The 22,529-nt window shown below is 37.4% G+C and carries 20 protein-coding genes; 11 read left to right on the top strand and 9 right to left on the bottom strand.

The features are described 5' to 3' along the window. Positions 1-4 precede the first annotated feature (4 nt). The 3 genes from BMY50_RS08610 to BMY50_RS08620 all read left to right on the top strand — a co-directional run bounded on the left by BMY50_RS08610 (position 5) and on the right by BMY50_RS08620 (position 4,286). On the top strand, positions 5-1,546 hold the full coding sequence (locus BMY50_RS08610) for a RagB/SusD family nutrient uptake outer membrane protein (RefSeq protein ID WP_093322186.1): 1,542 nt from the start codon (positions 5-7) through the stop codon (positions 1,544-1,546). A 121-nt stretch (positions 1,547-1,667) separates the two neighbouring features. Beyond that, positions 1,668-3,449 carry a metallophosphoesterase gene (locus BMY50_RS08615; RefSeq protein WP_093322191.1) on the top strand — a complete coding sequence of 594 codons (1,782 nt, stop codon included), beginning with the start codon at positions 1,668-1,670 and terminating at the stop codon, positions 3,447-3,449. Between the two features lie 270 nt (positions 3,450-3,719). Further along, a complete protein-coding gene (locus BMY50_RS08620) occupies positions 3,720-4,286 on the top strand; it encodes a Crp/Fnr family transcriptional regulator (protein ID WP_093322196.1) in 567 nt (188 codons plus the stop codon). Between the two features lie 41 nt (positions 4,287-4,327). Here BMY50_RS08620 and BMY50_RS08625 read toward each other — a convergent pair whose 3' ends face one another. After that, positions 4,328-5,329 carry a S41 family peptidase gene (locus BMY50_RS08625; protein WP_093322200.1) on the bottom strand — a complete coding sequence of 334 codons (1,002 nt, stop codon included), beginning with the start codon at positions 5,327-5,329 and terminating at the stop codon, positions 4,328-4,330. Positions 5,330-5,583: 254 nt separating this feature from the next. Between BMY50_RS08625 and BMY50_RS08630 the strand changes: the two genes are divergently transcribed. Continuing rightward, positions 5,584-6,438, top strand: a complete 855-nt coding sequence (locus tag BMY50_RS08630; RefSeq protein ID WP_093322205.1) for a retropepsin-like aspartic protease — start codon at positions 5,584-5,586, stop codon at positions 6,436-6,438. A 9-nt stretch (positions 6,439-6,447) separates the two neighbouring features. Here the strand turns inward: BMY50_RS08630 and BMY50_RS08635 are convergent, their stop codons facing one another. From BMY50_RS08635 to BMY50_RS08650, 4 genes are all read right to left on the bottom strand, one after another. After that, positions 6,448-7,755, bottom strand: coding sequence for an alpha-L-fucosidase (locus tag BMY50_RS08635; protein WP_238383697.1), 1,308 nt, complete (start codon positions 7,753-7,755; stop codon positions 6,448-6,450). Between the two features lie 325 nt (positions 7,756-8,080). Beyond that, positions 8,081-9,118 carry a glucokinase gene (gene glk / locus BMY50_RS08640; protein ID WP_093322212.1) on the bottom strand — a complete coding sequence of 346 codons (1,038 nt, stop codon included), beginning with the start codon at positions 9,116-9,118 and terminating at the stop codon, positions 8,081-8,083. Between the two features lie 242 nt (positions 9,119-9,360). After that, entirely contained in the window at positions 9,361-10,671 is a 1,311-nt protein-coding gene (locus BMY50_RS08645; protein WP_093322217.1) for an alkaline phosphatase family protein, read from the bottom strand. A gap of 90 nt (positions 10,672-10,761) precedes the next feature. Further along, complete coding sequence (locus tag BMY50_RS08650; RefSeq protein WP_093322221.1) at positions 10,762-12,261, bottom strand: MFS transporter; 1,500 nt, start codon at positions 12,259-12,261, stop codon at positions 10,762-10,764. 87 nt (positions 12,262-12,348) lie between these two features. Here BMY50_RS08650 and BMY50_RS08655 point away from each other — a divergent pair, with 87 nt between their 5' ends. Then, a complete protein-coding gene (locus tag BMY50_RS08655; protein WP_093323706.1) occupies positions 12,349-12,735 on the top strand; it encodes a winged helix-turn-helix transcriptional regulator in 387 nt (128 codons plus the stop codon). A gap of 39 nt (positions 12,736-12,774) precedes the next feature. On the opposite strand, the gene BMY50_RS08660 is transcribed toward BMY50_RS08655, so the two are convergent. Further along, a complete protein-coding gene (locus tag BMY50_RS08660) occupies positions 12,775-13,326 on the bottom strand; it encodes a DUF922 domain-containing protein (RefSeq protein ID WP_093322225.1) in 552 nt (183 codons plus the stop codon). 152 nt (positions 13,327-13,478) lie between these two features. Here BMY50_RS08660 and BMY50_RS08665 point away from each other — a divergent pair, with 152 nt between their 5' ends. Both BMY50_RS08665 and BMY50_RS08670 read left to right on the top strand, forming a co-directional pair. Beyond that, entirely contained in the window at positions 13,479-14,309 is an 831-nt protein-coding gene (locus BMY50_RS08665) for an SGNH/GDSL hydrolase family protein (RefSeq protein ID WP_093323709.1), read from the top strand. Positions 14,310-14,312: 3 nt separating this feature from the next. After that, positions 14,313-15,524 carry an exo-beta-N-acetylmuramidase NamZ family protein gene (locus BMY50_RS08670; RefSeq protein WP_093322229.1) on the top strand — a complete coding sequence of 404 codons (1,212 nt, stop codon included), beginning with the start codon at positions 14,313-14,315 and terminating at the stop codon, positions 15,522-15,524. Positions 15,525-15,595: 71 nt separating this feature from the next. On the opposite strand, the gene BMY50_RS08675 is transcribed toward BMY50_RS08670, so the two are convergent. Beyond that, positions 15,596-15,808, bottom strand: coding sequence for a hypothetical protein (locus BMY50_RS08675; protein WP_093322233.1), 213 nt, complete (start codon positions 15,806-15,808; stop codon positions 15,596-15,598). Between the two features lie 581 nt (positions 15,809-16,389). Then, a complete protein-coding gene (locus tag BMY50_RS08680) occupies positions 16,390-17,142 on the bottom strand; it encodes an acyl-CoA desaturase (RefSeq protein ID WP_093322238.1) in 753 nt (250 codons plus the stop codon). 201 nt (positions 17,143-17,343) lie between these two features. Here BMY50_RS08680 and BMY50_RS08685 point away from each other — a divergent pair, with 201 nt between their 5' ends. Continuing rightward, the gene (locus BMY50_RS08685; protein ID WP_093322242.1) at positions 17,344-17,826 is read left to right on the top strand and encodes an acyl-CoA thioesterase; all 483 of its coding nucleotides are present in this window, start codon (positions 17,344-17,346) and stop codon (positions 17,824-17,826) included. Between the two features lie 140 nt (positions 17,827-17,966). Then, positions 17,967-20,375 carry an ABC transporter permease gene (locus BMY50_RS08690; RefSeq protein ID WP_093322245.1) on the top strand — a complete coding sequence of 803 codons (2,409 nt, stop codon included), beginning with the start codon at positions 17,967-17,969 and terminating at the stop codon, positions 20,373-20,375. A 12-nt stretch (positions 20,376-20,387) separates the two neighbouring features. Here the strand turns inward: BMY50_RS08690 and BMY50_RS08695 are convergent, their stop codons facing one another. Beyond that, entirely contained in the window at positions 20,388-21,026 is a 639-nt protein-coding gene (locus BMY50_RS08695; RefSeq protein ID WP_093322249.1) for a CatA-like O-acetyltransferase, read from the bottom strand. A gap of 73 nt (positions 21,027-21,099) precedes the next feature. On the opposite strand from BMY50_RS08695, the gene BMY50_RS08700 reads away from it, so the two are divergent. Beyond that, positions 21,100-22,077, top strand: a complete 978-nt coding sequence (locus tag BMY50_RS08700) for a helix-turn-helix domain-containing protein (protein WP_093322253.1) — start codon at positions 21,100-21,102, stop codon at positions 22,075-22,077. Positions 22,078-22,084: 7 nt separating this feature from the next. Further along, the gene (locus BMY50_RS08705) at positions 22,085-22,522 is read left to right on the top strand and encodes a DinB family protein (protein ID WP_093322257.1); all 438 of its coding nucleotides are present in this window, start codon (positions 22,085-22,087) and stop codon (positions 22,520-22,522) included. Positions 22,523-22,529 lie beyond the last annotated feature (7 nt).

Here is a 22,529-nt window from a genome sequence, read left to right on the forward strand (position 1 = left end):
GCAAATGAAAACATTGAACATTTTAATCGCCCTATTGCTAGTTGTCTTATCTTCCTGCAAGAACAATTACCTAGACCTTGTTCCGGAGGACCAGCCTTCGGGCGCTACCTTCTATCAAACCGAAGAGCAGTTTAGACAAGCACTTACGGCAGCATATACGCCCTTACGTGATCTCCTTGTAAATGATTTCTATACCGCTGAAATGCGATCTGATAATACGCACTACGAATTTCTCTCCAACAACCGGGGCACGGCCTATGTGTTCCGCGAAAATATAGCCGACTTCCTTGACGAGCCAAGAAATGCCTATGTAAATGCAGTGTATTTTCATTGTTATAAGAGCATTTCCATGGCCAACATAGTATTGGATCGTATCGGCTCCGTAAATTTAAGCGAAAGTGCCCGAAATGATATCGAAGGACAAGCTAAATTTTTGCGGGCATTTAATTATTTTAAGCTGGTCCGCTATTTCGGTGGTGTACCGCTGTTCCTTCATGAGGTGATCAAAGCGGATGATGCATTTCTGGCTCGATCTACTGCTGAAGAGGTATATCAACAGGTTATAAGTGATGCTCAATCCGCCGTCAATCAGCTGAGTGCGCCCGATAAATTCCCGCAAAGTGGCTTGGCGACCAAAGGCGCGGCCATTATGCTGTTAGGCGAGGTATACATGACACAGAAAAAATATACAGAAGCAGTTGAGCAGCTTAATGGTCTTACAACCATGGGATACGACCTGTTACCAAATTATGCAGATGTATTTTCAACAGCCAATAAAAACAGCAAGGAGTCAATCTTTGAGGTACAATATCAGCAGGGCTTGCAAGGCGGACAACAAAGTAATTTTATTTACTCTTTTCTACCTCGTTGTTTAAATACAGGTTTAATAACCTTTGGCGTTGCAACAAATAATACAGGTTCTGGCGGTTGGAACACACCCACGTCAGATATAATAGCTGCTTATGAAGTGGGCGATAAACGTAAAGATGCTTCAATTGGTATCGCAGAAGGAAGTTACAATGCCAGTTTAAATTTCCAGCTTAGTGCGTATAAAAGTATAGAGAATTATCAAGCACCTGACGGTAAAGTAGGTGTTCCATTTATCAAGAAATACTTAAATCCACATGCAGATAAAAATAATACGGACGATAACTGGCCGATCTACCGTTATGCAGACGCTCTACTTTTACTAGCAGAAGCACAAAATGAGGGAGGAAATACTGCCAGTGCATTGGAATATTTAAATAAAGTGCGAACGAGAGCGGGTTTAACTCCCATAACAGGAACTAATTCAAGTACGCTTCGCAACATTATAGAACACGAAAGACGGGTAGAGTTGGCTTTTGAAAACCATCGCTGGCATGATCTTGTACGTACAGGCCAAGCATTAACTGTAATGCAGCGCTACGGACAAGAGATTAAAAAGCAGTACAGCTATTTATTACCAAGCGCTTACCAGATACAAGAGTTTAGGCTTTTATATCCTATTCCTCAGTCGGAAATAGAGCTAAACCCCGCGCTAACACAAAATCCGGGGTATAACTAGTTGTTAATTGCTAGTTGTCAGTTACTAGTTGTTGGTATGATAGATGGTTACCACTTCGCCTGCAGATTGAATTTAGAAATGAATGTAACGTGGTCATTCGCAAGTTAATACTCAAATCATTATGAAAATAAAACATATTATAGGTTTCTTTTTAGTATACAGCTGTTCAAGCTTAATGGCATTTAAAAGTGCATCCAATGATGAAAGGCAAAAAGGTAAATCCTTTTCGATAGCTGTTATTCCTGACACCCAATACAACACCAAAGAAAGCCAGGGAGGAAGCAATGCGTTGTTTGAAGCGCAAACGCAGTGGATCATCGAGAATAGAGAGAAAGAAAATATTGCTTATGTGATCCACCTGGGTGATATAACGGATGATGGTGATAGTGCTCCGAAACAATGGGAAAATGCTGTAAAGGCAATGTATCCTCTTGAGAAGCCACAGCCGGGTCTTCCTAATGGTATTCCCTATGGCATGGCGGTAGGAAACCATGATCAATATCCAAGTCAATTTGCCATTAGCGGAAAAACGTATTATTACAACAAATACTTTGGTATCGACCATTTTAAAGGCCGTCCGTACTACGGCGATCATTATGGTGAAGACAATGATAGCCATTACGATCTATTTTCCGGCGGGGGAATAGATTTTGTGGCGATCTATCTAGAGTTTGATGCCTTTGATGAAAACATAGATGCCTTGAATAATTGGGCTGTTGAGGTATTAGAGAAATATGCCGATAGAAAGGCTATTATTGTGAGCCATTATCTTATAAGCAACAATAAATTGGCGGGCACTAATTTAGCCGGTGAAGCCTCTTTCGGTAAACAAGGGCAACGTATTTACGATCGCTTGAAAACAAAACCTAATGTCTTTATGATGCTCTGTGGACATGTGGGTGATAATGGTGAGGGATTTAGACAAGACACCTATGCCGGTAGCACCATTAAAACCTTTTTGTCCGATTATCAGAGCAGACCTATGGGTGGTAATGGATTGATGCGTTTAATGACTTTCCATCCAGATCGCGATATTATTCAGGTTAAAACGCTTTCTCCATACCACAAGACTTACGAGCGTGACGGAGATAGCGAATTTGTAAAGCCATTGTTCAGAGAGGCTGCTGCAACAAGGATTTTTGATTTCAACAATGACGGTACCAGCGAAATGGCAAGCTTTGAAATGGGTGCTTGGCAAATAGGTGACACGGCAATAAATTTTGGAGGTAAGGAGGACATTGCTGTTCCCGCAAATTATTATGGGGATGGCAAAGCGTCATTGGCTGTATTTCATAAAAAAACGGGTTCCTTTGAAATTCAGGGAAAGGAAATAGCACCTCTCGGAAAAGTAGGTGATATACCCGTACCAGCAGATTACGATGGAGATGGTATTACCGATTTGGCCGTATGGAGACCCAGTAATAGTACTTGGTATATTCAGGATAAAGAGCCCCTTAAACATGGTTGGACGGAATCCATCCCTGTTCCGGCAGATTATGATGGTGATGGTAAAGCTGAACCGGCAATCGTACGTCTCAGCAACTATACCTGGTATATTAGTGAATTGGGTAACGTTCCTTTTGGGCAAACAGGTGATATACCGATACCGGCAGACTATGACGGGGATGGTAGAGTAGATATCGCCGTATATCGTCCGTCTACAGGTGAATGGTTAATACATGGTAAACCAACCATTAAACTGGGAGATAAGCAAAGTTTACCAGTGCCTGGTGATTATGATGGCACAGGAAAAGTGCAAGCGGCCGTCTTTGACCCAGCCACAAAAAAAGTACACACTGCTAGTGGAAAGGAATTAGTATTTAATGCATCGGTTGAATCAATTGTAAACCTTCCTTATGCAATTAAACGTTTCTATTTAGCTGGGAATAAATATGTGGAATAGGTATTATAATGCCCTACCATCTCTGTAATTTTAGAGATGGTAGGGCATTTCCTTCTCATCATCTCAAAAAGGAAAACGCATAGTAACTATCTACAAGTAAAATTAAAAAAGATGAATTTATAGATAGAAGGGTAAATTCACAGTACCAACATTTATGAATTTACCCTTTTAATATAAGGACATATATTCATTTTACAAATGAACAAAAAACATAAATAATGTAGATAAATGTAATAGTTTTGCGATACCTTTAAAACAACGCTCCCAGTAATGGAACAAATTCGTGAATATTTTGAAACATTAGTTAGGTTAACCGATAGAGATTGGCATATTTTTTCCTCAAAACTTATTCGACAGGAATTTCCTAAAAAAACCTTGCTCTTGAAAGCTGGACAAACGGAAAATCACCTTTCCTTTATTGAAAAAGGTATTATCCGCTTTTATATTCCGAAAACAGAAAGTGAGCTGACTTTTGATTTTGTATTTAACAACGCATTCGTTAGCGGCTACAGCTCATTTTTAACGCAAACACCTTCAACCTATCACGTAGAAACACTTACCGACACCGTACTATGGCGTTTGACGTACGATGACCTACAACATATTTATTCAGAAACCCTTATTGGAAACACCATTGGCAGATATGCCAGTGAAGGTCTATTTTTAGAAAAAGCCAAAAGGGAACTTTCATTTCTAAATGAATCAGCGGAGCAGCGATACCTTAAATTGTTCAAAGAGCAACCGCATTTAATCAAACAAATCCCATTAAAATACTTATCGTCTTACATAGGCATAACGCCACAGGCCCTTAGCAGAATTCGTAGACGGGTTACCTAAACTGTAGCCATTAACTTGGGCGAGTTTCCAGCAGCATAAAATTACTTCCCCTCTACCCTATCTTTTTCGATAAGTTTACGCGTTGCCTCTAAAGCATCCCCTTTACCTGTTTGTACATCAGGAATTACGCCTATACCTTCCCAACCTTCATTTGAGTTGGGGCCAATAACCATCTTAAATGGAACGAAGGCAATAAGATTGCTTTTCAATGGAACGAATGTACCTGCAATACCAGCGCCAGCAGTCGTATCACCCACAATGGTTGCTCGGCCTAATTTCTGCATGGCATAAGCTAAGCCCTCAGATGCCGATCCAGTGCCTGGTCCCACCAAAATGTAAACCTTCGCATCTGGATTTCTTCTGCCAGGAACGTACGAATAGGTCCACTCCTGCTCATCCATCTTACGATCTTTATAGAAGCCATTTAAATAAAACTTTTCATTCCCAGCCTCATAAAAATAAGAAGCTATGAACCGCCCCATATGGCCAGTACCTCCGGGATTATGGCGAATATCCAGAATAACATATTTACTATAAGCAGCCATATTCATAGCAGCCGCAGCCATTTCAAATGCTTCTTGATTACCCCAAAAAGGCCCAGGAATATTAATATACGCTGTAGAGGTCTCACCATTTATTTCCACGCTTTTGAAACCATAATTTTGTTTCTTCATTCGAGCTAATTCTACATTGTCTTCAGACCTTCTTTTTTCGGGAGTGGTAAGCCTTCTGTAGGTGTCTTCATTTCTCATAACTCGTAAGTGCACATCTTTATGTATTTCACGTAAATCATGGGTAAGTTTAACTGCCAAACTATCTTCAGACAAGTTTTTATATTGTCCCTTCACTTCCTTCTTTAAAAGGGTCTTTTTATATTGCTCAGCTATCTCAGGAAAAGGATAAACTTCGGTTAGTTTGGCGGCAAGTTTTTGTACGATATCATGTGTATCAATATCATTAAGCTCCTGAGCTTTAATCGAAAAGGAACACACAAGAAAAACTATTAACAACGCTGGTGTAAGCTTTAGATAAGATAAATTCATTCAAAAATTTAATAAGTGTATGCAAATATAAGTACGGAATAAGCTACAAAACAGTATATGGAGTAGTTTAACATTGTATTAACAAGAAAAATAATCGTAAGTTAATCAAGGTATTGCCGAAATACAATTCCTACAACCTTTCGTTAGGTTGCATTAGGAAATATTTTTAAATTTGAGAAGCATTATTCATACTCCAAAAGTAAACCTATAAAAAATGAACCGTCCATCTGACCGATGGAATCAATTATTAACAGATGAAAAAAATAATAATGATCCTATTCCTTTTAACGAGTTTAACTGCAAAATCGCAAACGAACATAAACAGCGTACCGTTTACCTTAATGGAATCGGGTCATATCATCATTCAAGCAAAAGTAGATGGAGTAGAAGGAAAATTTATTTTTGACACTGGCGCCGGCCATAATCTATTATTTAAAAAATTTGCCGAAAAATTGAATCCAAAAAAATCGTATAACTTTTTCATTGCCCACCGCGCTACCGGTGAAGCACTAACGGTACTTATTCATTATGCTAAAGATTTAATTATTGGCAATCAGCATTTTAAAAACCAATTATATAGCACTTTCGATTTGGAATTTGGAGATATCGATGGCTTGATTTCTCTTCAGGCCTTTCAAAACACACCTATCACGATCGACTATGAAAAACAGACCCTATCATTTGATGAGTTAACTGCTGCTGACAAAAGGAAGTATATTGATATTCAAATTGCAAACTACGCAGATAAAGCCCTTGACATCTTTACAAATGTTAAGCTAAACGACAAAATCAGCGCGCAAGTGCTCTTAGACGCCGGCGCCGGTAAGAATTCTTTTTGGCTGAACGCCAGATTTATGGAACCGCTTCAGTTAGATAGCACGCAATTTGATATTCAGGACAGAAAAAGTGAATTTGATTCCACTAAAAGCAATAAATTTCTAATAGGCACTATTGCATCCATTAAAACCGAAAATGATCTCGCCAAAGTGGTAAACCCAAAGACATTCTTTGTAGAAGGATTAATTTATGAGGGAAAAACCAGCATTGAATGGCTTGGAAAGAAAATCTCCATTAGCTTACCTGAAAAGAAAATATTTATAATAAAATAACACTACCTATCACTTTGCCCCATCCATAGTGTTTTTATTTTCTTTTGTTTGTGCTGATTTTTTGAAGGTGGCATTTTCAATTTTAAAAACAACCGCATTTGGCCATTGGTTATTTGTATAAAGTCTTTGACCATTTACGGCGCTGATGGTTAAACCAAGCTTGGTAGGTGCCGCTATTAAATTAGCTGGGTATCCTTCACGATATTCCACCAATTCACTTTTATATCCGAGAATGCTAACCTTGGTGTCCTCATTTGCCTCTATCATTGGCAACACAAACGCTCGCCGTTCACCATATGCCCAATCAGATGGCGTTTTACGGGTCACAAAGGCATAGATTGCATGATCATCATTCGACTGTGTAAACCAAATATTTTTATCTCTAATAATCGGCAAGGGTTTTACCTTATAAATCGATTCCCGATTAACAAAATTCCACAGCGCCACCTCCCTTAACAAGTTTTGCTGCTCAATCTGTATCTCTCCATCCGGCTTTGGCCCTACATTCATAAGGAAATTCCCACCTTTTGCTCGAATTTCTATCAACATATCAATAATTTCTGTGCCTGATTTATGGGGGTCATTGGTAGGTTTATATTGCCAATCTGTACCCATGGTATAGCAAGCTTCCCAAGGTCTTGGCAATGGCGCATCCGGAATATTCTGTTCGGGTGTTTTCATAAGATCCCGTGTGATCACAAGGTCTGGATTGAGTGTCCAGGCGTATTCCCGAAGCCCATCTCCCGGGCCATCAAAAAAGAGAATATCGATATCCCCGTAGTTGGTCAGCAGCTCCTTAATTTGTGCTTTATCATAGTCAAAGAGCGCCTTATTGTTCTTTGGGTAATGCATGGGGTGTTGCAGACGCCCTATAGGAAGCTTTTGCTTATGAAAAAAGTAAAAATCTTCTGGCGAAAAATAAATACCAATAGCGATGCCTTGTTTACGGAATGCCGATATCACTTCACGAACAACATCTTTGTTTAAAGGGGTGTTCATGACATTAAATGAAGTAGTTTTAGTATCAAACATACAGAAACCCGAATGATGCTTAGCCGTGAAAACCACATATTTCATTCCTGCTAATTTTGCAAGCCTTGCCCATTCATCGGGATTAAATTTTGTTGGATTGAAAAAACTGGGTAGTTCTTTGATGTATCGTTCCACATAATCGTCAGAAGCCCCTGCAAGCGAATGGCTGATTACGGTTCCTAAAGACACATCTACATTCCAATGAATAAACATACCAAAGGCCAAATCTTGGAACCATTCAACACGTGCAGGTTTATTATCTTTTTGCTGTGCCCTCGACGGCATGGATAGACAAAAAACAATAACTAGAACGAAACATGATGTTAAGAACATCTTCAATAATTGGGGACACTTCATTTCTGCAGTATATATCATTGGTTAAGAGAAATTCTCAAAAAATAGAGAACCCCATAAAAAACGGGGTGATGGTAAAAATAAACAAATTGATCTGCAATAAATTTAGCTATTTTAGCTTTTTATGCTGTTTAATTGGTATTTTTTTATTCTTATCGAATTCAGCGAACAGATTGTCTTATCAAAATTTCATTTCTTTTTATCGCGTCGGAAGTAGAAATAAACCTTGCTTCCAACCCGTAAATACAAGAAAAATTTACACGGCACCATAGGCACCATAATAGGCAGCGCCTACTAATGCTGCTTTGCTGTTTAAAATTATATAAATAGGTACATCTCCCAATAATAATTCCATCCGATCACTTTTCTGAAACTGTTGATGAAATAATTCGCTACGCAATAAGGGATATATTTTCGGTGGGATACCACCCCCTAGAACCAAACCTCCTGTCGCTTTTAATTTTAGCACTAAACTAGTAGCCTCTCTTGCTAAATAGGTAATATAGTTCTCCATTGCAAGTACGCAGCCGTCATTTAATGCACGCATTGCGGTATGGCTAATAACCGCCGCCGGGTCTTCAGTTTCCAATTTTTCGCTAAGCCATGCCGGTTCCTTATACCCTTTCACATCACGTAGAAATCTATAAATATTGTATATACCAGCACCTGAAAGAAGATGTTCCCAACTGACTATTTCATATTGATCACGTAAAAAGCGAAGTAATTCAATATCTAAATCATTACGCGGTGAAAATTCACTATGCCCACCTTCAGTAGCAAAGGGCCGATAAGCGCTCCCATCCCAAAACATGCCCGCTTCTCCTAAACCCGTCCCTGGTGCTAAAACGGCCATATTCCCGTTTGCTACTTGTTTGCTATTATAGATATAAGCTAGGTCATCATCTCTCACACCGGCCAAACCGTAGGCTGTTGCTTCCAGATCGTTCAATAAATAAACCGCTCTAATACCGGTTTTTTGTTTTAATTCGTCCGTATTTAAGGTCCAAGATAAATTAGTTAGTTTAACTGTTCCGTTTACTACTGGGCCTGCTACCCCAATGGAAAGAACATCTGGTAAATTGGATTTATTTTCTTTGAGAAATAGCTTCACTATATCATAAAAAGAGGAATGCTGCTTTGAAGAAAATGTGGCATCTTTTAATGGTTTTAATTTTCCATTCGCTGTTACAAATAAACCAAGGCTGGTTTTAGTTCCTCCAATGTCTGCTGATAAAACGGTAATTGTTTCTTTAATCTTTTTATTTTTCGGGAAAAACAGTGGGAATGAAATCATCGTATTTATGTCCTAATTTAACATTTAGTAAATCTACAAGGAAATAGTATGATATGTTTGTATCTTATGTAAAAAAGATAAATTATTCCAAATAAGGCCCGTTAAAGTCGGGAAGACTTCACATTATTGGCACATAAGTTAGGAGACAATTAATTACAGCATTTTCCAATGGAGCAAACGCGGCCTCTAAAAAGACAGCGTTTGCCTACAATATGTTGTACTTTCAAAATTCGCTAAAGCAATTAGTTCACAGCATTATAATATTTGACAGAAGATCTTCCTCTAGCCGTTGGTAAATCCAAATTCAAATATTCTTTTACAAATACGGTTACATCTCTTAGATCTAATTGCTTGATTTCCAATCCCTTTTTTATATTTGGTGCTATAGCAATAAAACCCGTTTGAATATTCCTTGTGTTAGGAAAATAACCGTGTGTTCCCCCCTCTCCGGAAAGTATAGCCTCTCCGGTCACTTCTTTGCCAAAGGCCGCTCCTGATAAACCTGAAAGCGCAAAAGAGACATGTGGGTTAGCACCTATTTCTTTCATTTGCGCAGCGTCTACTATCCGGAAATATTTTTTCTCTTCCGAAGGCAATGATTTCAGCATTTTCAACACTTGCTTCTTAGTTTGCTGGTCGTGTTCATCTCTTAAAAAAAGAAAGGCAGCTCCTCCTACCTGGAAAAATCGGGCCTTCCAATTACTTTCATCCTGCGGATCTAATAAACCCGCTTTCGCCAGCCAAACGTTTGGATTTATTGATTTTTCCACGTTATAAAATCCATGGTCGCCGGTAACTATGAGCAAGGTGTTATGCTCCATTCCTGCGTCTTTAATGGCTTGTCTAATGATTCCGATGCTCCTATCCGCTTCATGTATTGCGTCTTCTACCATTTGCCCTTCCCGTCCTACGGTATGCTCTGCATGATCAACTGAGATAAGATGTATGGTCATTAAATTCGGTTTCTTGTTGCGGATGACCCAAGCCGCAGTTTGCGCATTATACTCGTCTTCACCCCATTTAATCTCCTGCTTGCCTGAAAAAACCTCTCTTCTAATAGTATCCATAATCCCCTTAGGCCATGCATACTTTTCTCTGACTTCTTCGCCCATGCTTCCTATATCGGAAATATTAAAATCAATGGGTGCTCCCGCCGAAGCTGGCCACATTAAAGAAGCTACTTTTAAACCGGCAGACTTTGCTGCTTTCCAAATAGTTGGCGATGTTATCTCATTAAAATTCCAGTAAATTTTCCCTGTTGTGCTATCTGGCTCAAAAACACCATTAAAATAAATACCGTGATCTGCCGGCTGTACACCTGTTACAATAGTTGTATGGGATGGGTATGTGACAGATGGGAAAACGCTGTTAACACCATAAGCATGAACACCTTCTCGTAGCATTTGCTTGAGATTTGGGGTATTCCATTTATCTTCAAAATAAAAATCAGGACGAAAACCATCAATGGTTACCAGAATAACGTGCTTATGTTCTTGTGCTTTTAGTGTAAGTACTATGAAAGAAGCGAAAAGAAGAAATAATTTTTTTTTCATTATGCAATTTTGGCTTTTTATTTAAAATTCTCGCAAGTTATAGTTTACGGTATTACGCTAATATTAAATTTTTCTTTTGCTATTTATTCGTTACCTACTAAATCCATTACGATTCGTACTTGGCAATAAAAATAAGATGAAGCCCACCAAAATTAATAGCGCAATATTCGCTATAGTAGCTGTATGATATGCCTTTAAATAATTGGATGTGGTAAAATCATCTCCGAGCACATGAAAAAATAGACCGCCAACAATACCTACACCCAAAGCTATAGCTATTTGCTGAAAGGTTAAATATATACCGGAAGCCGCTCCTGCTAATGAAGCTGGAATACTTTTCATCGATATAGTGAACATCGTAGGCAATACCGAACCGCACCCTAAACCGTAGACAAATAAAACGGGTAAGGTAAGCGCCGTGCTGACCACATGAGACTGTAAAACCACCAAATGAAAAACAAGCGATATGATCATAATTCCTATACCACTTAGTAATACATATTTGCCATAATGTGGCACCAACTTAATGGAAATAAAAGAAGCTACTACATACCCTACTCCTTGAAAAACAAAGTAAAAACCACTTAGCGAAGAACTGATTCCTAAACCTGTTTGTAGCTGGAGCGCATTGATAAGGAAATACGAATCTTGAACCATATAATAAAATAGCGCTGCACATAACCCAATATTAAAATTTCTGTTTTTAAAGAGTGTGATATTGATTAACGCATCCTTCTTTACAGCTAATCTTTTCCGTTGATTGTATAAGAATGCTAATAACGTTAAAAGTGACAATACGAGCATTACAACGCTCCAGTTTGGCCATCCCAATTCTCTCCCCTGAATGATGGGATAAATGAGTGAGATGAGTGAAAAGATCATCAAACCTAGTCCGATAAAATTGAAACCTTTCCAATGTTTTTTACTTATTTCTGCTTGACCAGACCTATTGCTGTTTATTTCCGCTGAAGCTAGAGGTGCTCCTTTATTATCCACCATTACATTCCCTTTTGTGCTCGCTCCTTCCAGAAATTTAAATGCCAAAAGAGCAGAGAGAATACCTATCGGAAGGTTAATCAAAAATACTAACCTCCATCCTTCGATAAAAAAATGTGTGTCTGGTAAAATTCCGCCAAGAAATTGGCCTATAACAGATGCCGTGCCTGCTATACTTCCGTAAATACCAAGTGCTTTCTCACGCTCCTTGATATCTGGAAAAAGTATCGGTATAAATGCAACCCCTTGTGGAACCATAAACGCCGCACTGATACCTTGTAATAAACGCCCAGTATTAATTTGTAAAGCGTTTTGTGATAAACCACACATACAAGAGGCCAATGTAAAAATCAGTATACCTGTGATAAACACTTTCTTTTTACCAAAATAATCTCCTGCTCGTCCACCTGTAATAAGGAAGGCGGCATAGCCAATAACATATAATACAATGACCAATTGTATATCACTATCGGTGCCCCTTATACCCTTTTTAATGGAAGGAATGGCAACATTTACAATGAAGAGATCTATGACCGACAAAAATATTGCGGACGAAACTATTAAGAGGAGGAACCATTTACTAATCCTTTTCATGTATTTTACCTTATTTATTTATCTTTATGGAGCTAAGGTGGCCGCTTTCATTCGCCTCCACAAGTAGTTCGGTAAATGATACTAGGTATGAAAAACAATACTATTATTGATAATGAGGGCATTGAAAATCCTGAAAAATTAAATCTAAAAGAAAATAACTGTGCTGTGACAAACGTGTTTAAAGTGATTGGTGGCAAATGGAAGGTTTTACTCGTTAACGCAATATACAATGATTGCCCAAAAAGGTTCGGTGAACTCAAACGTGAAATGGAAAATGTGATTACACAAGCTACACTAACTACCCAATTAAGGGAGTTAGAACGGGATGGGATCATTTGTCGGAAAGCTTATGCGGAGTCACCTCCAAGAGTTGAATATAAACTTTCGGAACTTGGAAAAACATTGATTCCTGTAATCAGATCACTTGAGACATGGTGGGACGCTTACTCCAAATGCGTAAGTGAACAGAAGTAGGTTGATTAAAAAGAAATAGCAAGCGACGGAAGATGCTATTTAAATGATTTCACTTTCCTTTAGATAACCATCTTGGTAAGCTTTTTCTATTAACATGTTCCAGCGGTCTTGATTTACGCTATCTAACATATGCCTTGTTTCATTGTCGTACCTTAACTCAATACGCTTATAGTTTTCGAACAACTGGTTGAATAATTGGTTGGCTTCCTGTTTATAATTCTCGGTATACACATAACTCCGCAGCGTTCTAAGTAAATCTTTCTGCATGATGGCTCCTATTTGAAAGTGCTTTTGTTCGTGTGATATTAATTCTTTCATATGCTCCAAGTTCCTTATATTATTCCTTTTTATCCATGAAGCCTTTTCGTCAAGCTTCAAATTCACAACAAAGTCAAGCGTAAAATGGCCATTAACATTTCTCACTTGATAGCTGTAACCAATTCTCCATTGTGTTTGAGCCAAAAACGGTTCAGGTAAGGTTGGTTTGCCTTTAAAATCTTCTACTGTTAAGGCGCGATAGCCCTGTCCATACAATATGTTGCTTGCATAAATAAAGCAAATGAAAAGGATAAGAGATAACTTAGGGCTCATGTGCTTTTTATCAATTAATACTTGGAAAATAAAATCTTGCTTATAATGTAATTACCTTTAGCTGTCCTTATGGCTTATACTTTATAGACATATTTATGGATAAGTTTGAATTATTGTTATCTTGCTCATTGTCCAATTTAGTAAAACTTTTTATGAAAAAAATTTTAATTCTGCTAACCTTAACCTTTTTTTTAACCTCTTTTACTCCCAAAGAGATCAAGTGGATAGCTATTGGTGATTCGATCACCTATTTAAATGATCATTTAGATGAAACGGGCAATCGGGTTACAAAAGGCTATATGACAAGAGTAATAGAAAAAAAGCCAGCATTACAGTACCTAAATCAGGGCCATAATGGTTGGACAGCCGTAAAGATTGCCAAGAACATTGACCAACTTGGTTTGACAAAGGCAGATATTTATAGCGTTTTTCTAGGAACAAATGACTGGTGGGCAGGGCTTCCTCTTGGTACGATCAAAGACTACACAAATGACAAGGGAAATGCTACAGTCTATGGGGCCTTCAGAATAATTGTTAACAAAATCAAGCGACTTAATAATCAAGCTGAAATTGTACTTATTACGCCTATGCAACGAACAGATTTTATATATATAGGCGACATGCATAATAATGCATGGGGTTCTTATAAAGAAAAGGCGGGACAATCACTTGAACAGTTTGCTGAAGCTATAAAAACTATTGGCAAACAGGAAAGTTTTCAAGTGATTGATCTGTATCATAACAATCTTTTAGCTTTGCCGAAGCTGGTCAAATACAAGCGCCTAAAAGATCCTCTGAGCGGCAGTTACAATAATTATAAGTACCCGACCTACACGACTATACCATTTAATCCAGCTGCGGACGAATATCCTTATCCCATCGACGCCATTGATATGACATATGATGGTTTACACCCGTCTGATAAAGGCAATCAGTTAATAGCTGACGCGTTATTAAAAGTATTTAAAAGAAATAATCAGTAAGATATGATTCATAAACCTCTCTTTCTATTCGTCATCTCGCTAACCATATTTCAGTTAAGCACTGTTTATGCACAACAGAAAAACAGGTCTGAAGCGATCATAACAGGCGCTGATCAAGTGGAAGCTTATCTCCCATACTTAAAAAATAAAAAAGTTGGAATGGTAGTCAATCAGACATCTATCATCGGCAAAAAGTTGAGCGTGGACAGTTTACGATCATTAGGCATCAATATCAAGTCCATTTTCGGACCGGAACACGGATTTCGTGCAAATGCTAGTAATGGCGCCAAAGTAACAGACGAGATCGATCCGGAAACAGGTATTCCTATCATTTCATTATATGGAAAAAAGCGAAAGCCTTCGAAAGCTGATGTGGATGCTATAGATATAATGGTTTTTGATATTCAAGACGTAGGTTGCCGGTTTTTCACTAATATCAATACCCTGGCCGATGTCATGGAGGCCTGCTCGGAAAACAATAAAGAATTATTAATTCTTGATCGCCCAAATCCGAACGCTTATATCGATGGTCCTATATTAGACATGAAGTTTAAATCTGGTATTGGTAAATTTCCAATACCAGCTACACATGGCATGACCATTGCTGAATTTGCGCAGATGATTAACGGAGAGGGATGGCTGTCTGCTAAAAGGAAATGTAAAATTAAAATCATACCTGTAAAAAATTACAACCATGATTTATACTATGAACTCCCAGTTAAGCCTTCGCCTAATTTAAATTCGCAAGCGTCCGTTATATTATATCCGTCACTATGTCTGTTTGAAGGTACGATTATAAGTCAAGGCCGAGGTACTTATATGCCTTTTACGGTGCTTGGCGCACCCGCACTTAAAGGAAAATATCAATTTTCTTTCAAGCCTGTAAGTATCAAAGGCATGTCCGAACTACCTCTTCACCAAGATGAGGAGTGCTTCGGACTTGATTTAAGAAACGAGAATTTAGATTCTCTGCACGCGGCTGGCCGTATAAATCTACAATGGATGATTGAATTTTATAAAGCTTATCCAAAAAAGGAAAAGTTTTTCGATTCCTCACAGAGCAAAGCCATGGGTAAAATCGAAAACTTAATAGGTAACGATCTATTTAAAAAACAGCTGACAGCCGGAATGAGTGAAGAACAAATCAGAAAAAGTTGGGAACCAGGTTTAAATAAGTATAAAAAAATGAGAACGAAATATATAATATATCCATAATACGAAACGAACTATTTCAAATCACTCATTAAATTGGAATGATTTGAAATAGACCTCAAAGAGGAATAGGCTTACTTTGGCAGAGCAAATTCCACATCGGTAACACAATGCTCGCAAACGCTTACATCTTCATAAAATTGTTTTGCATTACGGGTCGCGTCTTCGCTATTAGCATAATAACCAAGGTAAACTCTCCTCACTGGTAAAAACTTGCAACCATCTGCATGTATTTCATGCACCCCCGATGGCTGAGGTTCTTCATTTAAATAATAGAAGTTAGGCATATATGTGGTGTTAGGTTAATCTGTTTAAATATCTATCGAATCTACATTTTGCTTGATTTTTTTAATTGTTTTATTCTTTATGATAAGTGAATCATAAAAATATCATCTATTAGAATTGGTTTCCTTGTTTAATCTATTGCGATGCTCTTCTAAGTACGTTTACATAGGTTTTAATAAAAAAACTAATACAGTCAATTACTCCAAAACACCATCATCAACAAATTTTCTTTTATTTCACACATCAGTACTCACTTTTTCACACATTAGAACGAAGTAATTCCAAATATTTCTAAAGTAAATTTTTAACTTTTATTCTGAATTATTGTTTAATGAATGATTTAGCTTGATTAACAGGTCTAATTTAAGGATGATGAATAAGATTTACAAATGTTTTAAGAATATTTAACATAGCGATTTCCATGTAGCACTGTGAAATATGTTAACTGTATTTCTTATCAAACGCTAGAGGGTGCAAAGGGCAAGTAGGTTGTGATGATTAGGAATATTTATGAGGTTGTTTCGCTGAATTTTGAGTACCTTTTATTGAAAAAGGCACTCATCACTGATGGTTGGTATAACTGTTAACCTACCGTTTCGGCTATCGGCACTGGTTTTTGAATTTCAATAATCTTTAACCAATTCAACAATAAGATCACTGGGTAAATTGGATCCAGCTCATGCCATTTTCTACCAAAATTAACCGATGATGGGTATTTATGGTGATTATTATGATATGACTCACCTAACATCAAAATATCTACAGAAAATAAATTTTGGGAAGTATTATTAACCTTAAAGTTTGTATAGCCATATTTATGTGCGAACCAATTAATGATAGCTCCATGTAAAGGGCCCATAATGATAACCAAAGGGAATAGTAAAAACCACCATGCTGACGTGGCAAATGTTAAAAAAAACACGAAATAAGCCAATACCCACAATAATCTTGACAGATTGGAATTTGCCCACTTTTCAAATTTTCGCCATTCTGGAAGGTTCTTTTGAAAACGGCTTTCTACCGGCACCTTTTCTTTTACAATTTCGGTATAGATTTTCTTTGTGCGCCACATCATACTAAAGATATTTGATGAAAAGCTCGGCGAATGTGGATCTTTTTCAGTATCGGTATACGCATGGTGCATGCGATGCATGATGGCATAAGCTTTAGGGCTTAAATAAGATGAACCCTGAGTTATATAAGTGAATAGAAAGAAAAAGCGTTCCCAAAATTTGTTCATTTTAAACGAACCGTGAGCAGCATATCTGTGTTGAAAGAACGTTTGTGAAAAAAGGGATAAATACCATATCCCAATAAAGAATAAGAGAATAATCATTAAATATAAATAAAAACAAAAGGCGCAAGATAACCATTTTAAAGTTAAAAAAAGTTACGCTCGTTATTTTATATACAATATTTGATAATTTTGCGAATGGTAAAACGTATTATATTACGCAACAAACGTCACATTTCTATGGTTGCACCATTTTAATATAAACTTATGCGCAAGATATCCATCAACAAATAGTCAGCATCTATGTTAACACATGCAAAATCGACACAAAAAATCCGATTTAGAGACTGTGATCTCTTTGGTCATTTAAATAATTCTAGTTATCTAGACTATTTTTTAGATGCAAGAGAAGATCATTTAGCAAACAATTATGGAATGAACCTTTCCGAATTGTATAAACAGGATCAAGCCTGGGTAGTAGGTTCGCATGAAATCTACTATCTTCGTCCCGCATTTTACGGAGAGATTGTCTGTTTACTATCTGCGCTGGTAAAGATTTCACAAGACCGACTTGTCGTAGAAATGATTATGACAGATGAGAAAGTGCAACAAATAAAAGCTATTACCTGGTCGAATTTTTTTAGCATAAGCATCAAGACGGGCACAAAAAAGAGCCACTCGCAGACATTCATGGACTTCGGTTCTACTATGCTCTTAGAAGACATCAATTATAATGACGGTTTAGACAAGAGAATCAAAGCGCTGAATCGTATCATTAAACGTTAAATAAACGCTACGCGTGATAATACTAGTTAATATTCCCTTTTGAACCGTTTTGAACAATAATGAACCTTAATTGAATGGGTATTCCTTTTTCTGTTTAATAATTTGCGTTACATAAACAAGAATTATTAAAAAGTAGAACTATGATCAGGAATTATCTTAAGATTGCTTGGAGAAATATTGTCGGCCATAAAGCACATAGTTTAATCAATGTGTTTGGGCTCGCATTGGGTATCACCTGTTATCTATTGATATCTTTTTGGGTAAGAGATGAAACCAGCAAAGACAACTTTCATCAAAATGGAGATCTATTATTTACTACTTATTATTCCACCATCGCTGATGGAAAGGCGGAAGGGATGTATGCAAGTCCTCGCAAATACGACGATAATCAAGTCTCAATGATCTTAAAAGATGCCAAAGAGGCAATTCCTGACATCAAGCATCTTTGTTTTTACATCACCGGTTATGAGCTGCCATGGGGTCATCCGGAAACATTTCAAGTGGGCGACAAAAAGGTAAAAATGGAGGGGTCAAGAGCAAGCGGCGATTTTTTTAAAATGTTTAACTACCCACTCATTGAGGGTTCAGCTGAAACGGCGCTTCAAGATATGAGCGGAATTGCCATCTCCAGGAAAATGGCCGAAATATTTTTTGGCAGTCCGAAAGAAGCTATGGGAAAAAACTTACGGTTTGAAAATAAGCGCGATTTTATTGTAAAGGCAGTATTTGAAAATCTTACGACAAATAGTTCGCTTAGATTTGATTTTTTACTCAATTGGGATGCGCAAGAAAAACTATTAGAATGGGCTTCTGGTAACGTTTACACTTATTTACAGCTGAACGAAAACGCCAGCCCCATAAAGGTTCAAAGGCAGTTAAACCAATTTCTTGAAGCGAGGTTAGATAAAAAAGTAGGCGTAAAATTTAACGTCGGTCTACAACGTTTTGGCGATCAATATCTATATAACCATTTTGTAAATGGAGAACCACAAGGCGGTCGTATTGAATATGTGAGAATCTTTAATGGTGTAGCCATCTTCATTCTACTAATTGCATGTATCAATTTCATGAACCTTGCTACTGCAAGATCGATAAAAAGAGCTAAAGAAGTTGGACTACGTAAGGTTGTTGGCTCAAACCGCACCCACCTTGTGATTCAATTTTTTAGCGAATCAATTTTATTTTGCTTATTAGCTAGCCTCCTATCCCTTCTATTCTTATTGCTTGCCATGCCTGCGTTTAACTACCTAACAGAAAAACAGATGAGTTACCCTTTTGCACAACTATCATTTTGGTTAAACCTATTTAAATTGACTTTGGTTACAGGATTTATTGCAGGCATCTATCCAGCCCTATATCTATCCTCCCTCAAGCCTGTGCAAATCTTAAAAGGAATCCTCAAATCTCAAAAGGGAGCCGTATTATTCAGGAAAGGAACGACAATTTTTCAGTTTGTACTTTCCAGTATGCTCATAATAGCTACTATTGTTATTTCCCGTCAGATGAACTTCATCCAACACACTAATTTAGGCTATGATCGTGAGAATCTGGTGTGTATCCGTATAGAAGGCGAATTAGCCACTTATAATAAGTATCGTTTATTTAAAGAGCGTGTTACAAACATGTCCGGGATAGAAATGGTTGATCGCACTTCTGAGGCGCCGCATGAAATGGGTTTCGAAGTGATAGAGCCCATTAATTGGCAAGGAAGACCGGCCAATGCTACAGTCGCTTTTAAGCCCGCTTCTGTTGGTTTTGATTTCACGAAGCTTATGAAATTGGAGATTGTTGAAGGACGAGATTTTTCAAAAGAAATTAGTACGGACTCGGCCGATGCTTTTCTGATAAATGAGGAAGCAGCAAAACAAATGGGACTGAAGGATCCCATTGGCAAATGGGTATCCGCATGGAATAAAAAAGGACATATCATTGGCGTTCTTAAAGACTTTCATACAGCATCGCTTCGAGATCCTATAAAACCCGTGATTATAGATGTGAAAGAATACGAATATTTCGGTTTTATCATGGTGCGGACTAAAGCTGGACAAACTCGTAATGCACTGGCTAGCCTGGAAAAAGTTTATAGTGATATGAATCCCAATTATCCATTTTCCTACCAATTTATTGATAAGGAATATGAAAACCTCTACAAGAGCGAGTTAAGTACATCAAAACTCACCATTGTCTTTTCCAGTCTCGCCATCATCATATCCTGTCTTGGTTTACTAGGTTTAGTCATGTTCGCCGTTGATCAACGTGTAAAAGAAATTGGTGTTCGCAAAGTGTTAGGTGCGTCAGCGAGTGGTATTGTTCAACTGCTATCCAAAGATTTCATAAAACTTGTTTGTATTGCGTTGCTTGTTGCCTTACCAATTGCTTATCTATTAATGAGCAAATGGTTAAACAATTTTGCTTATAGCATTAAAATACAATGGTGGATGTTTGCCTTGGCTGCCTGTTCTATGATACTAGTTGCCTTAGGTACTATTGCCCTTCAAGCAATCAAAGCTGCCATTGCTAATCCAGTTAATTCGTTGAGAGATGAATAGCGGTGTATTTGGTTAAGATTCTAGGTAATACTGAAAAAGAGAAATAAACTTTCCAACATCTATTCCATCACATAAACCGTGATGAACATGAATAGATAAGGGCAAAAATAATTGACTTCCATGTGCTTGGTATCTACCAAACGTAATTTTTGGAATGCTGTCATCACCAATCGTATGTTGCGCATGTTGCATTTGACTAAAAGCCAGGTAAGGCATAACAGAATAATGTATGACATCCTTTTTATTACTATCTGTCTTCAATCCCTTTTTATTCTTTTCTTCATTTATCTTAATTTTGGCTGAGTCTTCAAATTCTCTAAATGTTTTAGCGTAGTTAAAATAAGCAAAGCCGAATGTCTCATCTGGTCTTAGTACTGTTATCGAGCCATCCACCTCTCCATACTCCAGTATCTCATTCCCTTCTATACGTAATCTAAAGGCAGACAATTGATTAATAGCTTTTAAGGAATGATATAAATAATAATAAAAGAAAGAAATACCGTAAGTTTTGCAGTAATGGTACGATTTGGTACAGTTAATTTGAGTGCTTAACCCCCAAAAAGGAGCTTCAAATCCATGAAAAAATTCAAAGTGCTCTTTTCGCTTCCAACTTGTTTTATTCAGGATTAAGTATGAATTTTGTTTTTTCATGCCGCAAAGCTATTCTTTCACTAAAGAAAGAATCATGCAGCAATGGATTATTAACTAGCAAAAAAGGATTTTTATGTATAAAATGTACGGAGATGAATTCACTGAGTTGGTGAACAGAAATTTTACCGATAATTTTGGTATACAAGAAAATTCAATTGAAAAAAATGGTTTCTTTAGCTGTCAAGCAGCAATCATAAAATCTGAGGCCTACAACGTTTTACACTTCAGGTCATCCTTTCAGACAGCTTTGGAAGTAAATAATTTTAAAGATTTTAATCATACCAGTTTCCATTTTCAACTTAGAGGTCATTCTGATGCAAACATTTCAGGTTTTAAACACGCCCTGCCCCTTCAGCAAGGGGATTATAATGTTATGAATTGTGTTGATCCGATCAGCAACTTCAAATTTCCCGAACAACCAAACTACGCTTATATCTGTGTCGGTGTTAATCCAACTCATTTAAGCAAGCTGCTGGAGCATTGCGGAATGGACTGGAAAAATCTAGCAGATGATATTCAGTTTAAACGTCCTTTTGCTCTTTTAGAGAAACCTAGACAGTTTAGTATGGATATAAAATCTATTCTGGGCACCATTATCAACCCGTCTATTGCAGATTCCCTAAAAAAATGTTTTTTAAATAGTAAAGTAGATGAACTTATACTACTTACCTTAGATGATACGCTTAAAACACAAAATGATGGTTTTAATAAGATACTGAGTAAACGTGACACGGCATCTTTGTATGATCTGAAACAATTTCTTGATACGCACTATTTGGAATCTTTCACACTCTCTCATCTCGCAAGGCAAACAGGTTTAAATGAATTCAAGTTAAAAAAGGGTTTTAAATTATTATTTAATTATACAGTTTTTGGCTATATTCATTACTTAAGAATGCAACATGGCATGAATTTACTTAAGGAGCAAGAACTACGCGTTAGTGAAATAGCGACCTTACTTGGCTATTTCTCGGATGCATCCTTCAGCAGGGCCTTTAAAAATCATTTTGGCTGTAAACCAACAGATTTAAAAATTAATGTAATAAAATAGCCTTTATATGGAGCAAACAATTCAGCGCCTCGAATTTTTATGTGATACCATCCCGTCTTTATTACATAGGCTAGATGAAATAACAATTTCGTTTAAACCTTCCCCGAATAAATGGAGCAAGAAAGAAATTATCGGCCATCTTATCGATAGTGCGACCAACAATCATCAACGTTTCATAAGAGGGCAATTCGAAGATCTTCCTCGCATTGCATACAACCAGGATAGCTGGAATACTTATAGTTATCATCAGCTTATTAAAACTCATCAATTAATTACCTTCTGGGAAACCTACAACCGACAGCTATTGGCTATTATAAAACATATTCCTGAAGAGCGTTTATCTCGACAAGTACATACAGGACAAAAGACTCATTCACTCAAGTTCCTAATAAATGATTATATGGAACATCTCGAACATCACCTAAAGCAACTAGTTTCTTATTGAGTACTAC

The organism is Olivibacter domesticus (assembly GCF_900109575.1).
Taxonomy (GTDB): Bacteria; Bacteroidota; Bacteroidia; order Sphingobacteriales; family Sphingobacteriaceae; genus Olivibacter; species Olivibacter domesticus.